A 14,881-nucleotide genomic window follows, 5' to 3' on the forward strand; every position below is an offset into this window, starting at 1 on the left:
CGTTTCGTTGCAAGCGAACTTGCTCTTCGATCCATTGCCGATGGGGCTCGCACAATGAACGGGCGAAATCGAAGTTGCAAGCCTTCGTCAACGCGGCCTGAAAAGCCGGTGGTCGCGGGAGTGGAGGAGTTTGGTCAGCGTCTTCCGAGCCGATGGTCGCGGGGGCGGGGGAATTTGCGGACGTGGATGCGCGTGCCGCGAAGATCGCCATGTAGCGGCGAATCGTCTTGCGGTCGATTCCTGTGATCCGATGAATCTCACGCTGGCTCTTCCCAAGCTCCAGAAGCGTGAACACGGTACTTTGCCGATGCTGCTTCAAGACGTTCAACTCCCACCTCCAAGGCTGACCAAGGAGGTAAAAATAACGTCCTGCTACATGGCTCGATCCGCGGCTATGGCTTGCTTAGCTTGGTCCGGAAGGTGGAGGAGTTTGAAGTGACCATACCCGGAGGAGTTTGCGTGACCGCCCGGGTTAACGGGTGCGACGTAATTCCGTTGGCCAGGTCTCAAGTGTGCTCAATAGTGTGTGACCCAGCAATATGGGCACAAACTAACGTGGCGTGTGCGACTTGAGAACGACTTGCGTGCGCAAACTTGCAATTGCCCGGCACTCGCGTCTAAGGACGGGCTCATCATTTTTCTCGTGCATCTACCACCCGCTTTCCCTTGCGCTCCACCGGTACGCCATCGAACGTGAACGAGGGCACACCCAGATAACTCCTGGATGACCGTCTGGCCCCTGTCGCACGATTGCGCGCAGGTCGAGTGAAAATCCCGTCGCCGGGCGTGCTCGATCATACGCGCGCCGACATTGTTGTATCGGCCACCTCGCGCGACCGCGTACGGCACGCCATCGACATACGCAGAAAACATCATGCCACTGCGGTTTGCGTATCCGCGCAGGTCGGCAAGATCGATCGATGGTTCCGCTCCGTCGGCCTATGCGGCGAGCGTGGCAAGATCATCCCAATGCGAGGCCGATCAACGGAACTTTCGGCAGACGGCGCTGTGCTTCGGCCAGCACGGAAGTATCGCCATACAACGACGGTAACGCGCGCAGGACGTCCCGGGGCATGGCGCTGAGCTTGCCCGTTAGCTTGTTTAACCGTGGCACGTCCTTCGCGCCAAGCACCTCTAGGAGAGGATCACCCAGCGCGACGGCGGCAGGCTCTAGGTCGAGCAAAGCCGCCAGTACGCCAGAAGTCGAGACGCACGTGGTCGAGGCCGCATAATGCATCCAATTCAGCGTTACTTGCAGAAACTCAAACCCCGTGAGCTGTGTCGATTCCAGCGTTAGCAAGTGCCGTAGACATGCGTAGGGGAATCAATGAACTGCAACACTCGCAATAAGAATTTACCAGCAATATTTTTAGTGCGTAGCGAGGTTGCCAAAGCGGCGCTCGGCAGCGCGGGTGCAGAGCACGTAATTGTCACCGGTCAGGGATTCGAGAAAACGCTGGCGCATTGGTGGCTGAAATGAACACGATCGCGGATTTGACGGCGTTGGCAACGACTTGCTTGGAGCAAGTACCCCAATTTTCCAATGCACTCCACGGTACATTTTCTACGGCTTTTCGGGCGTCGCTAGTCCAGTTTCCGATTCAGACCGCTATATTTCAGACCGCTGTATTTATGATGAAGAACCTGAGCATCGGGAGAGAGCTGAGGGTAACATCGACGGCCCGATGCTCAGGATCCGAATGGGCATGACGGTCTATCATAAAGAAATCGAAGACGCGGTGGCTCACGGATTGCATGAGGGAGCCACCGCGGTAGTGTTCACTAGCCGTGGGACACGTACCTGAAACGTGACGCTCGTTTTCCCTCATGCATAAGCGCGAACAGACCGGCTTCGATTGACCGCCATCTCACGCGCAGGCAGATGTATTTCGAGCTTACGAACTTCAGCGCCTGGCCTTTCGGAGGACCATCGGGCAATCCTGCTTCAACGTAGCGCCAAGTTTGTTTATCTATGTGCTGGCGGGGTGAGCTTCACTAGTCTGTCTATCCCTATAACGTTCGACGACGTAAGTGTGCCGATGTCCTAACCGATCAATACCGAGTGTCAGGCTCTTGCTCGTTCACGATTATCATCATCTTGCGTACCGCTTTTCGAAAATCAGCGTTTTACCTCGCGTGATCTTGAACCCGGCTACGTATCTCATTTCGGTTGGTATTCATCTGCTACAGTAGCAGGCGCCACCGCACACGCTTCCATACGTTTTTCGCGCGTTTGGACACGCGCCGACAGACAACGGCCGCGTAATGTGGCCGCCTTTGAAGGGCCGTTCACGACCCAAGCTATTAACCGCGCGGTATGTTCAGGTCGACAACCATGCAGCGCGTAAAATATCGACGAACTCCTGCTGGACCGCAGTACCAAGCCAGCCACTGCGCACGGTAAAACCCACCGCCCGGTTTGCCTCGGGTGCCTCCAGTTCGAGCGCGACCAGTTCGCTTCCCGGATAGCCTTCGCGAATCTGCGCGCGCGTCAGCAGCGTGATGCAATCGCTCTCCACGAGCATCGCGATCATCATCGCGAGTGAGCTGGTTTCCAGCACCAGCGGGGGCTTGACCGGAAATTGCTCGAAGATCGAATCGATAACCGCGCGACGCGGCACGTTGTGCTGCGGCATGACCCAATCGTAGTTCGCGAGAATCTGCACGCCGACCGTTTTTCTCCGTGCCAGCCGATGTCCCTTGCGCACCGCCACCACATAGGGGTCGGCAAACAACTCGGTCTCCTGTATCGCTCCCGACAAACGCGGCTCGCGTAAGCCGCCCACAATAATGTCGATGGCGCCGCTGCTCAGTTCGCGCAACAACGGCGCATGCGAGCCTTCTTCCACCATCACCCGCGCGGCCGGATAGCGCGCCCGCAGTTGCTGAACCGCGCGGGCGACGAGACGCGGCGGCATCAGCGGCAACACGCCAATGGCGAGCTTCCCAGTCAATTGCCCGCGTGCATAGGCCAGATCTTCTGTTGCCTGCGCGATTTCGTTCAATGCCAGACTCAGGCAGCGCGCGAATTCGATCCCCGCCGGGTTCGCGGACACGCTGTGAACGCGGCGCCGGTACAGCGACACCCCCACGTTCTGCTCGATCTGTCGGGCCGCGCGATGAACCGCCGGCTGGGATATGCCCAACAACGACGCCGCCTCGGCTGCCGAACCGGCTTTGGCAATCGCAATATGACAGCGCACCTGCGCGTCCGTGAGGCGGCGGCAGATCTTGCTGACATGCGAACCCGCCGTTTGCCCAATGAGGCCCGCCACCGAACGCTCGATCTGTTCGAGCATGCGCCGCACGCGCAGTTGCAAAATTGCGCCTTCGCTGGTCAACTCGCTGCCGCCGAAACCGCGTTCGAAAAGCTGCCCACCGAAGCTGCTTTCCAGCTTGCTGATGGCGACACTGACCGCCGGTTGTGTGCGCCCGGCGGCCTGCGCCGCTTGTCCTATACCACCGGCCTCACAGACGGCGTCGAACAGAAAAAGGCGTCGCAAACGGGCGAGCACGTCGTCCTGTGAAGCACGTTCGGGAACAGGCATCGATACTCCTGTGGAGTATGTGGAAAACCCTTAGCTTAACGCAAATTTATGTCTCGGGCCCTACTTCATATTGCAAGCTTTCGCGGCATCGCCCTTACAGTAATGCTTAACCGAACAAACACTTTTTGAATTAGGAGCCACTTCATGTCTGTTGTCATCGACACGCACACTCACGCGATTTCCACAGATAAAGAGCGTTATCCGCTTGCGCCGGTCGGCGGCCATCAATCCGAGTGGTCCGCGAAACGGCCGGTCAGTTTTGAGGAACTGATTGCATCGATGGACGCAGCAGGCATCGATCGCGCGGTGGTCGTGCAGGCATCGACGGTCTACGGCAACGACAATAGTTATGTGGTCGAGGCCGTGCGCAGCCACGCCGACCGCTTCGCCGGCGTCTTTTCGATCGACGTCCTTGCAAGCGATGCACTCACGCAAATGCAGCGCTGGCTCGACGCAGGTCTCTCGGGCCTGCGACTCTTCACGACCGGTAGCACCATGCCGGGCCAGGCGGGCTGGCTCGACGACGAGCGCTCCTATCCTGTGTGGGAATACGCTCAACGTAACAAGGTTTCGATCTGCCTGCAAATGACGGCGCAGGGCATTCCCGCGTTGCTGAACATGCTCGAAAAGTTCCCCGATATTCGCGTCCTGCTCGATCATCTCGCGCGTCCCGATCTTGCCGAAGGACCGCCGTACGCAGCAGCCGCACCGCTTTTCAGCCTCGCGTCGCATCGCGGCGTGTTCTTGAAGCTGACCAACCGCACGCTTGTGGAAGCAGCGCGCGGAGCGTCCACGCCCGAAGCGTTTTTCCCCCGCGTGCTCGACGCATTTGGCGCGGACCGGATCGCGTGGGGATCGAATTTTCCGGCCGCAGAGGGCGCACTGCCCCAACTCCTCGCCGAAGCTCGCACGGGCTTGTCCATGCTGCCCGCCGCTGCGCAGGAAGCGATCTTCGGCGGCACCGCCCGCGCGATTTATCCGCCGCTTGCGGTTTGACGTGTCATCGGGAGACAAGTCGATCATGAGTAATGCCATGCAACCGCCCCGCCTCAAAACCGCTCTCAAAACCTATGCGCATACGCGCGCGCTCAAGGCCGGCGATCTGACCGATCCAGCCGTCGATCTGGTGTTCGAGGACGTGGAACCAATCCACCGCGCATTCGCGCCCATGGCCCGCCGCCAGGATTTCGATGTCAGCGAACTCGCGATCGTTACCTATCTGCAGGCGAAAGCGTATGGCAAGCCGGTCGTCCTTTTGCCGGCCGTCGTGGCGGCACGCTTTCAGCAAGGCTGCATCATCTATAACGCTGCGCGCGGCAAGCTCGACGTCGGCCAACTGGCGGGCAAGAAAGTCGGCGTGCGTGCGTACTCGCAGACAACGGGAATGTGGGTACGCGCTATCCTGAACCAGACCTACGGTGTCGCGCTCGACAAAATCGACTGGGTCACCCTCGAAGGCGCGCATCTCGAGGAATACCGTGATCCACCGTTCGTTCGTCGCGCCGAGCCCGGCAAGCAGTTGCTAGCCATGCTGCGCGCGGGCGAACTGGATGCTGCGATTCTCGGCAACGATCTGCCAGATGAACCGGGCCTCAAGCCGATTATCGAGAACGCGGCGGCCGCCGATCGCGAATGGTATGCGCTGCATCACTATGTCCCGATCAATCATGTCGTGGTCGTAACGCAGGCGGTGGCCGCTGCCCATCCGCAAGCCGTTCGCGCCGTGTACGGCCTGTTGAAACGCGGTAAGGCGCTAGCGGCGGCGGACAATGCCGGCAAGCCCGACAAGCTATTGTTCGGCTATGACGCGCTGCGCGGGCCGCTGGAAGAAACGCTAGCGTTTTGCGAGCACCAGCAACTTCTGCCGCGCAAGCTGAGCGTCGACGAGATTTTCGCGGACAGCATTGACCTTCTCGGCGACGCCGCGCGTTGATCGCCGTTGTCCGGTTCCACACGTTTTGAGCGAATTCGAATTCGCCGCAGATTAACAAGGAGACAGCATGAGCTTGCCCGGCAAGTCCGCATCGACGCAACCCAAGGGACGTCAGCCGTTTTATCGCGACCTGTCGTTCCAAGTGCTCGCCGGCATGGCACTCGGAATAGTCACCGGCTACTTCTTTCCAAAGTTCGGCATCAACCTGCAGCCCATTGGGGACGCGTTTATCCGCATCATCCAGATGCTGATCGGGCCGATCGTCTTCTGCACCGTGTGCAGCGGCATTGCCGGCGTCAACGACTTCAAAAAAGTCGGACGTGTCGCGATCAAGGCACTTGTTTACTTCGAGATCGTGACGTCGCTTGCGCTGGTACTGGGTCTGGTCGTCATAAACGTGCTGAAACCGGGCGTGGGTATGAACGTGGACATGCACACCATGCACTCCGCCGCGGTCGACACCTACGTAGCCAGCGCACATCACGTCGTCACCACAAGCCAGTTCCTGCTCAACGTGATTCCGCATACAGCGATCAGCGCGTTCGCGGGCGGCGACGTGTTGCAAGTGCTGTTCTTCTCGGTCCTGTTCGCCTTCGGACTCGCGGCGATCGGTGAACGTGCGCAGCCCGCATTGAATCTGATCGATGCCGTGTCGGGATCGCTCTTCTGGATCATCGGCCTGACGATGAAGATCGCCCCACTCGCGGCGTTTGGCGCGATTGCGTTCACGGTCAGCAAATTCGGATTTGGCACGCTGATCTCGCTCGGCAAACTCGTGCTCGAGTTCTATCTGACGTGCGCACTCTTCATCCTGTTGATTCTCTGGCCGATTGCAAAAGTCAACGGCTTCAGTCTTCTGCGCCTGATGCGGTACATCGGGGCCGAGCTGTTGCTGGTGATCGGCACGAGTTCGTCTGAGACGGTGTTTCCGCAACTGATCGACAAGCTTGAGCGGCTTGGCTGCGAAAAATCTGTTGTCGGCCTGGTGCTGCCTACCGCTTACACCTTCAATCACGACGGCACGTGCCTGTACTTCGCAGCGGCCGCGGTATTTCTCGCGCAAGCCACGAACACGCCGATGAACTGGCACGACCAGCTTGTGCTGCTCGCCGTGCTGCTTCTGACTTCGAAGGGCGCGGCCGGCGTGTCCGGCGCGGCAATCGCGGTGCTCGCGGCGACACTAGCGGCGTCGAACACGATTCCGGTCGAATCGATCGCGCTGATCCTCGGTATTCACAAGGCCATGTCCAGCGGGTTTGTGTTCATCAACATCATCGGCAACAGCGTGGCGACCATCGTTGTGGCGAACTGGGAAAAGGCACTGGATCGCGTTGCGCTGCGCCGTGAACTGAACACGGGATTCAAGCCTGTCGATCCCCCGCCGGTGCGTCTCGATTCAAGGAGCGGAAGCCGCGCAGGCAACTAGGTTATTCGGACAGGCCGGCGGGAGAAACTCGCCGGATCGATAGAAAATAAATCACGAAAACACGCGAATAACTTAGTAGCACGAAAATTATAAATGGTCCGAAGACCAATCGTGCGCGTCGCATTCATGACAATAAAATTGGAGACATGACATGAAGATAAAGGTTTGGAGAACCGTAGGCGCTGGACTGTCCGCGACGGCCAGCGCGCTAGTCGCTTATCCCGTGAGTGCGCAAACCAGCGTGCAACTCTACGGAACCGTGGACGGCGGCGTTCGCTATCAGACGAATGCAGCAAAAGGCGGAGGCACGATCGTGACGATGAATTCGAACGGTTACTACAGTTCCAACAAGCTCGGCTTTCTTGGCAGAGAGGACCTGAGCGACGGCTGGAATGCGCACTTCCGGCTCGAGAACGGCTTCAATGTAGGCAATGGTCAGTTCGATAACACCACCGGCGTGGAATTCAATCGGCAAGCATACGTTGGCATCGGCAACAACAAATACGGCATAGTCGATCTTGGTCGCCAGTACACGATCTCGCACGACATTATCAGCATCTATGATCCGTTCGCGTTCCACTTCACGCCCATTTTGCCACTCACCACCGCCTCCGACGGAACCCGTAACAACAACGCCGTCAAATACAGGAACACCTTCGGTCCCTTGCTGTTCGAAGTCGACAATTCGCTCGGTGGAGTCGCCGGGAACTTCGCCGGCGGCGCGACACGTTCAGTCGGCATGAGCTATGCGCTCGGTCCCGCCAGCGTAGGAGGCGTGTACGGACATCGCAACATCCTGACTGGCACGTCCTATGTTGGCGACAGCTATTACATGGCCGGCGCCGCCTACAAGTTCGGACCCGTGCAGCTATCCGGCGGATTCATGTCCGAAGACCTTCAAAGTCCCACGGCGTCGCATCAGGTGACCAACAACGGCTTCGGCGGTATTTCATGGAGCATCACACCCACATTGGTCTTCGATGGTGGCTATTACCAGACCACTGTATCGACCGACAAAGCCAGCCGCCGTGGATTATCTATTCTCTCGCTCGCCTATTCACTGTCGAAGCGCACCACGCTCTACAGCGAAGTCGACTATACGTCGTACAAACATGCTGTAGTCAGCACGTTGAATCCGGCTGGCGCGTCCAGTCAGACAGCGGTAACCGTGGGCATCGACGTTCTTTTCTAATACGCCTGCTTTACTCTCTGCCAAAAGGAACACATATGGTCATCGACATTCACGGGCACTATACGACTGCACCCAAATCGCTGGAAACCTGGCGCAACCGGCAAGTCGCCGCCATCGGCAAGCCGTCAGAGCGCCCGAAGCCATCCGAACTTGCGATCAGCGACGACGAATTGCGCGAGTCGATCGAAATCAACCAGTTGTGCATGATGCGCGAGCGCGGGATTGACCTCACGATCTTCAGTCCGCGTGCGAGCTTCATGGCGCATCATGTGGGCGATTTCGAGGTATCGAGCACATGGGCAGCGATCTGCAACGAACTGTGCTTTCGGGTAAGCCAGTTGTTTCCCGAACACTTCATTCCGGCGGCCATGCTGCCGCAAAGTCCGGGTGTCGATATTGCAACGTGCATTCCCGAACTGGTCAAGTGCGTGGAGCAGTACGGCAATGTCGCGATCAACCTGAATCCCGATCCGTCGGGCGGCCACTGGACGAGTCCGCCGCTGTCCGACCGTTACTGGTATCCGATCTACGAAAAGATGGTCGAGTACGATGTACCCGCCATGATCCATGTGAGCACGAGTTGCAACGCGTGTTTTCACACGACAGGCGCACATTATCTGAATGCTGATACGACCGCATTCATGCAGTGTCTGACCACCGATCTTTTTCGTGACTTTCCCACGTTGCGCTTCGTGATTCCGCACGGCGGCGGCGCGGTTCCCTATCACTGGGGTCGATTTCGTGGGCTCGCGCAAGAGATGAAAAAGCCGCCACTGGAAGAGCATCTGCTGCACAACGTGTTCTTTGACACCTGCGTCTATCATCAGCCCGGCATCAACTTGCTGACCGAAGTGATCCCCGTCGACAATATCCTGTTCGCGAGCGAAATGATCGGTGCAGTACGCGGCATCGATCCGTACACTGAACATTATTTCGACGACACCAAACGCTATATCGAAGCCGCTGATATGCCGCCCGATCACCGCTTCAGGATTTACGAAGGCAACGCGCGCCGGGTCTATCCGCGCCTTCACGCCACTCTCTCTGCACAAGGACGATGATCATGTTTGAACTCGGCGTTGTATATCGCACAGTTACGCGTGCTGACAGCCACGTCGCCGACGCGCTCGGCGCGCTCGGCAGCGCGACCGTTCACGAAGCCATGGGGCGTGTCGGCCTGCTCAAGCCGTACATGCGACCGATCTATCCTGGTGCGAGCGCGTCGGGCACGGCGGTGACAGTGTTGCTGCATCCGGGCGACAACTGGATGCTGCACGTCGTCGCCGAACAGATTCAGCCGGGCGATCTCGTTGTCGCCGCCATCACCGCCGATTGCACCGATGGTTATTTCGGTGACCTGCTCGCCACGAGTTTCAAAGCGCGCGGCGCACGAGGGCTCGTGATCGATGCTGGTGTGCGCGACGTCAGCGTGCTTGCTAAAATGAATTTTCCCGTTTGGAGCAAGGCGATTTCGTCGAAGGGCACGATCAAGGCGACGCTCGGCTCGGTGAACATTCCCGTGGTATGCGCAGGCGCGCTGGTCACGCCCGGCGATGTGGTGGTTGCGGATCAGGATGGCGTCATGATAGTCCCTCGTGCAATTGCCGCGCAAACGCTCGAGCAAGCGAACGCGCGCGAAGCCAACGAAGCACAAAAACGCGCGAAGCTCGAATCGGGCGTGCTAGGACTCGACATGTACGGGATGCGCGAACCTTTGAAGAAACTCGGGCTGCGATATATTGACTGAATCGTATCGATTCACGTCCTTCCGGCGGCGTTCATAACCGTGACGCGCGACCGCCTGAAGGAGGATGGAGAGCCACAGAGTCGGTTCAAGTTGCCTTCATGAACCACGTGCTTGTCACAAACCCTCCCTCACGCATCGAATTTTTTTGACTGCGTGCGCTTCGCTGCATGACAGGATTATTGAGAATTTGTGGCCCCGAGGCGCTCCAGACGACCATATCGCCTGCATGCGGCATCTTACAAAGAGTCATGCCTGCCTTTCCACCACATTTCCCATAAAAAGAACTCCTCGGGCTTTTTGTCTAACGGTAATGATCGGTATTTGCAGCCCTGCATTTGCTCCAGCAATCGTTCGCGTAATGAAGCGTCCGTTGCGGCAATTCGTCAATCCGATCCTTTTTATCGAGGCTAGGTCGACATGTTTAAACTTATTAGATGGCTTGGTCGCCTCCCGCCTTAACGAGCCGTCCGATGCCGCAACGAGCTTGCGACATTGCAGGTTGGCAGTCCCGCCGTCAAAACCAGATGGAACCCACGACCTTTGCCATCGACTGGCCAAGTGTTTGAGCGCAGGGGCTGCCTGGTGGCCCCGAGGCGCGAGAGAAACGGTCGAATTTGACTTAGGTCACGAAACCCGTGCAGTGTCCACGCGTAGGTTGATGACCGTTTCCCAGCGGGATGGCTTACGCGGTCTGAATGTTACCGAACACGTATCTAGTGCTCGCCCATTCGGCACCTTTACGGTTTTCGGTCACGCGCCCTTTTTCATGGAGTGCGGCGCCCGCGTGCCTTAACCGAACTTTCAACCCTCACGCCATTTAATTCAATGGACTAAGTATTTACCCTAGTGTGAAATACAGTCCTATTGCCGCATAAAACGCGCGGCTCTACTTCACGTAAATGGGTGCGTCATGAAATTCGTAAAAGCCGCTTGCATCGCCGCCGCCGTCCTGATCCCGACAGTCGCGCTTGCTCAATCATCCTCCCCTGTCACACGCGAACAGGTCCGAGCAGACCTTTTGCAACTTGAAAATGCGGGGTACAACCCACTCAGTAGCTGCACCGGCGATTGCCCGGGAAGCCTACGACGCGCCGAAGCCATCGTGACTCGGCATCGGAACGATCCAAACGCCACATATGGGGCGGGCTTTGATGGCACGGAACAAGCCGGCGAATGAGGATATAGTTTGACACTTAGCTCACTGTTAGCTCGTCCAGCCGGATGCTCGCAGCGCTCCAACCGGATGGATCTACTGTCGCAACGACAGGTTGACACGCAGTGCAGCCTCTAATGGCTAGAAGTGCAATCTTGGTGATGCGCATGTCGCCAACGCTATGCGCGTCGTCATATGGCAACGGACGGAGAGGCAAATATTTCTGTTCACATTTGCTAAAGCCTTGCGTTGGCAGACTCAACGACTTTTGGTGCTCCAACATACATCAGGAAGTGCCGCTTTGCGAACGCTGCGGTTCAGAGCGCATCGTATGATGCCTTTGCGTCACCGCCAATGATGCATCACCTGGCGATATCACCGGACTGCGAGCTTTCGTTAGTTGTCGCCCCGCGGCCAAACGGGTCGGCCTTCTCCCTCCGCGCGGCTACCCGATACTCCGCGGCCTGAACCTCCCCATAAGGGAAATACGCCCAAGCGGTCGGGCTATAGCCAGCATCTTCGGCCTGCACAAGCTCCGCACGGACTTGCGCGCGGGTGACCGACTGCTCGTCTCCTTGGGCAAATGAAATAACTGGCGCAGCAAAAGCCAGCATTACGACTGCTTTAACAAGCGATTCCATGGCAACACCTCCGGCATGCGAGACTGGACCACTACAAGAGCTGTACGTAGTGTTTACCCTAGTTTAGCAGGCTTGTTCATCAAGGGTAGATATCGGATCTCGCACTGCGCTTGTATGAAGTGCAGCAATCAGGCTGTGTTACCAAGAGAAATGACGAAACCGACTCGGGACAAAACGATCGGATATATTTCCTTCACTGCACCGCTGTCGATGCAGCGCGCAAAGCTTAGTAACATGATTCGGTGTACGGTCACGCGCGAGTAGTTTGGAGAGGTCGAAAGAAATCGAAGCAAGCTGCGACAAGCCAATCCAGTGCAGTCTTGAATCGAATAAATTGCATCATAGGCACGGGGAAATTGGTTAGATAAACGCACTATGAGCTGTCGCCACACGGGAGAAACACAATAGCGAACGTCGTCAGCGCGTGGCCCCGAAACGGACGGCGCCGCAGGTATATTCTCAAACGCGCGGCCCGACTGACGCGGATGTTGCCAATCTGTCCCAGTCAATCATGCGTGAGGAACTAAAGCGATGTCCCGCGCTCGTTCACGCACGGTCCTGGACAAAATCGATAAAGCCACGGATGTAATTCAGAACGTAGAGGAAGCGACACTGTCACCTTTTCAAGCTTTAATGCAACGTTTCGCGTCTAGCGAGCGGCTTGAAAAGACGACTCCATGCGAAGCTGATAATCATCGTTGCGGAGCCACCTGCCACGACCGAGCCTATTACACCCAGCACTGTCGCGCTCACGCCGGACTCAAATTCACCGAGCTGGTTGCTCGCTCCGATGAACAGCGTATTCACTGCGGCCACGCGGCCGCGCATACGATCGGGCGTTTCGAGTTGAATCAACGTTTGCCGTACGACTACGCTGATCGTGTCTGCGCCTCCCGATATCGCCAGCAGGAACAATGACACCACGAACCATCGCGACAGTCCGAACCCAACGATGGATACGCCATAAATGGCCACCGCAATCAAAAGCTTCTTTCCTACACCACGGTCGATGGTCTTTTGGGAGAGAAACAGCCCGACGCACAACGCGCCTACTGCCGGCGCCGAGCGCAGCAGACCCAGTCCTTGCGGTCCTACATGCAGAATTTGCCTGGCATAAACAGGTAGTAACGCAGTCGCACCTCCGAACAGCACCGCAAAAAGATCGAGCGAGATGGCACCGAGCAGCAGAGGGTTGCTCCAGATGAAGCGCAAGCCTGCGAAAATCATATCGACGGTGACGGGTTCGCGCGGCAGCGGCGTGTAGTTATAGTGCACAAACGCATACATCATCGCACTGACACAGAAGAGGCCCGCACTAGTCATATACACCGCGGCCACGCCGGATGCAAACAAAATCCCTCCCAACGCGGGTCCGGCAATCACCGATATCTGTTGAACCACCGTGCTAAGCGCCATTGATCGTGCAAGAAGCTTCGGCGGAACAAGCATAGGCAAAAGCGCCTGCTGGCCTGCCATCTGGAACGGCCTGATCGCACCGAGCGCAAGAGAAAATGCAAGCAGTGCGTCTCGCGTGACGCTATGAGTAGCGGTCGATATCAAGAGCAACGTTGCTGCAATAGCCTGAAGCGCGAGACACACTGCGACCATTTGTCCGCGATGCAAACGGTCTGCACAATGACCTGCAATGAGCGTCGTAGCGAGACCGGGGACAAACTGAAAAAGTCCTACGAGCCCGAGATCCCAGGCCCTCGATGTCAACTCATACATATGCCAACTGATCGCCAGCATCAGCATTTGCTGAGCCGTGATAGAACCGATGCGTGCGATCAGAAAGCGTGTTAGCGGTGCATGGCGCAACAACAACGTCATGTCGTCGGAACGGGTCTGCATGGAGGGCGATGAGGTCTCGCGCGGATGTGTCATAACAGGTTATGCACGGGTGTGCTTGGATGCGCGCAGCGCTTGTGCCACTGCGTCGTCATGTGGGCTCGCGTTGACCTTCGGCGCCCACTTCCGTCGTAATAGTACGATGGCACTGGTAGCCCCGAGAAGCAAGAAAGCGAAGATCGCAAGCATGGGCAGCGTGTAGCTGTGCCCCACATGCAGCAGCCATCCCGACAAGCTTGCAGAAACGCCTCCTGCGAGACTGGTGGCGACTTGCTGCAAACCGGTGTTCAATCCGACCGCTTGCTTGGGGATCAGCGTAAGCTTGACCAGCGCGAGATTGTTCGCCGTGACGAGTCCCAACAAGGATAGCGAAGTGACGTTCCAGAACAAGGCAATCTGCAGCGAATGCGAATAGGCGCCCAGTAAGACTGTCGTGCCGCCCATGAAGCCGACCACGATGAACGATTTGCGCACCAATACGGCATCGTGTCCGCGCGCGATTATTCGGTCCGCGGCCCACCCGGCAAGCGCCGCCACGATCGCGATGCCTACGAAGCTGAAGAACGTATAAAGCCCCGATTCCTTGAGTGTCAATCCGCGCTGCTCAACGAGATAAGCCGGCATCCACGTCATGCAATAAAACGCGAAATAGCTATAACAGAAGTTGGTGATCAGCCCGCCCCACACCACCGGACTTGATAGGAGGTTCGTTAACGGTACCGACGACGCCCTTCTCTTCGATGCGGCCAGTTCCACCTTCGATGGAAAGTCGCTCTTCAACATCGCCAGCCATGGCACCAGCCAGAGCAATCCGGCGAGGCCCGTGACGACGAACATCGTCTTCCACGAACTCATGGAGATGAGCCACGCTGCTATAGGTGCGCCAAGCGCCGGTCCCATCTTTCCACCAATGGAATAGATGCCGAGCGCCGTGCCCTTGCGCGTTTCATCGAAGTGATCGGCCAGATACCGATAAGTCGCCGGCACCGAAACGGATTCCGCGACGCCAATCATCAAACGCACGACGATCAGCGCTGCAAGCGTTGATACGACGCCGGTTGCCGCCGCCGCGAGACACCACATCAGAAAGCAAACCGCATAAGGCCACTTCACGCCGTAGCGATCAACCAGCCAGCCCATTGGCATCTGAAGCAGGCCGTACGACCAGAACATTGCAGAGCCGAGCCAGCCGCGCTGAACATGCGTCAGCGCGAATTCCTTCACGAAGTGATAATCCGCGAAAGCAGCAGACATGCTCGTGCGATCAACGTGAGAAATCATCAGCCCAAGCGCGAGCAGTACGAGCACACACCATCGGTTCTCGCGCTGATGCCGAGTGATCGCCACGATTGAGTCTCCGGTACTTATTATCGCGAAGCGCGTCCCGCTGGAA

Annotated in this window: 12 protein-coding genes and 2 pseudogenes; 8 read left to right on the plus strand and 6 right to left on the minus strand. The window is 57.6% G+C overall.

The features are described from left to right. Positions 1–328, minus strand: a pseudogene (locus AWB64_RS32120) (IS21 family transposase); the annotation flags it as partial. Positions 329–733: 405 nt separating this feature from the next. Next, positions 734–1,264, minus strand: a pseudogene (locus AWB64_RS31330) (ATP phosphoribosyltransferase regulatory subunit); the annotation flags it as partial. Positions 1,265–1,327: 63 nt separating this feature from the next. Here AWB64_RS31330 and AWB64_RS31805 point away from each other — a divergent pair. Further along, on the plus strand, positions 1,328–1,480 hold the full coding sequence (locus AWB64_RS31805) for a hypothetical protein (RefSeq protein ID WP_157766731.1): 153 nt from the start codon (positions 1,328–1,330) through the stop codon (positions 1,478–1,480). Positions 1,481–2,321: 841 nt separating this feature from the next. On the opposite strand, the gene AWB64_RS29925 is transcribed toward AWB64_RS31805, so the two are convergent. Then, positions 2,322–3,548: a LysR family transcriptional regulator gene (locus AWB64_RS29925; RefSeq protein WP_060859038.1), complete on the minus strand. Its 1,227-nt coding sequence runs from the start codon at positions 3,546–3,548 to the stop codon at positions 2,322–2,324. Between the two features lie 144 nt (positions 3,549–3,692). Here AWB64_RS29925 and AWB64_RS29930 point away from each other — a divergent pair, with 144 nt between their 5' ends. The 7 genes from AWB64_RS29930 to AWB64_RS32790 all read left to right on the plus strand — a co-directional run bounded on the left by AWB64_RS29930 (position 3,693) and on the right by AWB64_RS32790 (position 11,023). Continuing rightward, positions 3,693–4,544 carry an amidohydrolase family protein gene (locus AWB64_RS29930; protein ID WP_060859039.1) on the plus strand — a complete coding sequence of 284 codons (852 nt, stop codon included), beginning with the start codon at positions 3,693–3,695 and terminating at the stop codon, positions 4,542–4,544. Between the two features lie 37 nt (positions 4,545–4,581). Beyond that, complete coding sequence (locus AWB64_RS29935; RefSeq protein ID WP_063493308.1) at positions 4,582–5,481, plus strand: substrate-binding domain-containing protein; 900 nt, start codon at positions 4,582–4,584, stop codon at positions 5,479–5,481. A 67-nt stretch (positions 5,482–5,548) separates the two neighbouring features. Continuing rightward, complete coding sequence (dctA, locus tag AWB64_RS29940) at positions 5,549–6,907, plus strand: C4-dicarboxylate transporter DctA (RefSeq protein ID WP_060859040.1); 1,359 nt, start codon at positions 5,549–5,551, stop codon at positions 6,905–6,907. A gap of 151 nt (positions 6,908–7,058) precedes the next feature. Next, positions 7,059–8,099 (plus strand): porin, encoded by a 1,041-nt coding sequence (locus AWB64_RS29945; RefSeq protein ID WP_060859041.1) that lies wholly within the window; start codon positions 7,059–7,061, stop codon positions 8,097–8,099. Positions 8,100–8,134: 35 nt separating this feature from the next. Next, positions 8,135–9,160, plus strand: a complete 1,026-nt coding sequence (locus AWB64_RS29950) for an amidohydrolase family protein (protein ID WP_060859042.1) — start codon at positions 8,135–8,137, stop codon at positions 9,158–9,160. A 2-nt stretch (positions 9,161–9,162) separates the two neighbouring features. Then, positions 9,163–9,846 carry a 4-carboxy-4-hydroxy-2-oxoadipate aldolase/oxaloacetate decarboxylase gene (ligK, locus tag AWB64_RS29955; protein WP_060859043.1) on the plus strand — a complete coding sequence of 228 codons (684 nt, stop codon included), beginning with the start codon at positions 9,163–9,165 and terminating at the stop codon, positions 9,844–9,846. A gap of 910 nt (positions 9,847–10,756) precedes the next feature. Further along, positions 10,757–11,023: a DUF4148 domain-containing protein gene (locus tag AWB64_RS32790; RefSeq protein WP_075643381.1), complete on the plus strand. Its 267-nt coding sequence runs from the start codon at positions 10,757–10,759 to the stop codon at positions 11,021–11,023. Positions 11,024–11,361: 338 nt separating this feature from the next. Here the strand turns inward: AWB64_RS32790 and AWB64_RS29960 are convergent, their stop codons facing one another. From AWB64_RS29960 to AWB64_RS29970, 3 genes are all read right to left on the minus strand, one after another. Next, on the minus strand, positions 11,362–11,640 hold the full coding sequence (locus AWB64_RS29960) for a DUF4148 domain-containing protein (protein ID WP_060859044.1): 279 nt from the start codon (positions 11,638–11,640) through the stop codon (positions 11,362–11,364). A 630-nt stretch (positions 11,641–12,270) separates the two neighbouring features. After that, the gene (locus AWB64_RS29965; protein WP_060859059.1) at positions 12,271–13,470 is read right to left on the minus strand and encodes an MFS transporter; all 1,200 of its coding nucleotides are present in this window, start codon (positions 13,468–13,470) and stop codon (positions 12,271–12,273) included. Between the two features lie 60 nt (positions 13,471–13,530). Next, a complete protein-coding gene (locus tag AWB64_RS29970) occupies positions 13,531–14,835 on the minus strand; it encodes an MFS transporter (RefSeq protein ID WP_244164255.1) in 1,305 nt (434 codons plus the stop codon). Positions 14,836–14,881 lie beyond the last annotated feature (46 nt).

It is taken from the genome of Caballeronia sordidicola, assembly GCF_001544455.2.
GTDB classification, from domain to species: Bacteria; Pseudomonadota; Gammaproteobacteria; order Burkholderiales; family Burkholderiaceae; genus Caballeronia; species Caballeronia sordidicola.

Excerpts from the sequence above, each read along its gene's own strand:
- AWB64_RS31805 (WP_157766731.1), top strand. The coding sequence starts at position 1,328 with ATGAACTGCAACACTCGCAATAAGAATTTACCAGCAATATTTTTAGTG.
- AWB64_RS29925 (WP_060859038.1), bottom strand. The coding sequence starts at position 3,548 with ATGCCTGTTCCCGAACGTGCTTCACAGGACGACGTGCTCGCCCGTTTG.
- AWB64_RS29930 (WP_060859039.1), top strand. The coding sequence starts at position 3,693 with ATGTCTGTTGTCATCGACACGCACACTCACGCGATTTCCACAGATAAA.
- AWB64_RS29935 (WP_063493308.1), top strand. The coding sequence starts at position 4,582 with ATGCAACCGCCCCGCCTCAAAACCGCTCTCAAAACCTATGCGCATACG.
- dctA (WP_060859040.1), top strand. The coding sequence starts at position 5,549 with ATGAGCTTGCCCGGCAAGTCCGCATCGACGCAACCCAAGGGACGTCAG.
- AWB64_RS29945 (WP_060859041.1), top strand. The coding sequence starts at position 7,059 with ATGAAGATAAAGGTTTGGAGAACCGTAGGCGCTGGACTGTCCGCGACG.
- AWB64_RS29950 (WP_060859042.1), top strand. The coding sequence starts at position 8,135 with ATGGTCATCGACATTCACGGGCACTATACGACTGCACCCAAATCGCTG.
- ligK (WP_060859043.1), top strand. The coding sequence starts at position 9,163 with ATGTTTGAACTCGGCGTTGTATATCGCACAGTTACGCGTGCTGACAGC.
- AWB64_RS32790 (WP_075643381.1), top strand. The coding sequence starts at position 10,757 with ATGAAATTCGTAAAAGCCGCTTGCATCGCCGCCGCCGTCCTGATCCCG.
- AWB64_RS29960 (WP_060859044.1), bottom strand. The coding sequence starts at position 11,640 with ATGGAATCGCTTGTTAAAGCAGTCGTAATGCTGGCTTTTGCTGCGCCA.
- AWB64_RS29965 (WP_060859059.1), bottom strand. The coding sequence starts at position 13,470 with ATGACGTTGTTGTTGCGCCATGCACCGCTAACACGCTTTCTGATCGCA.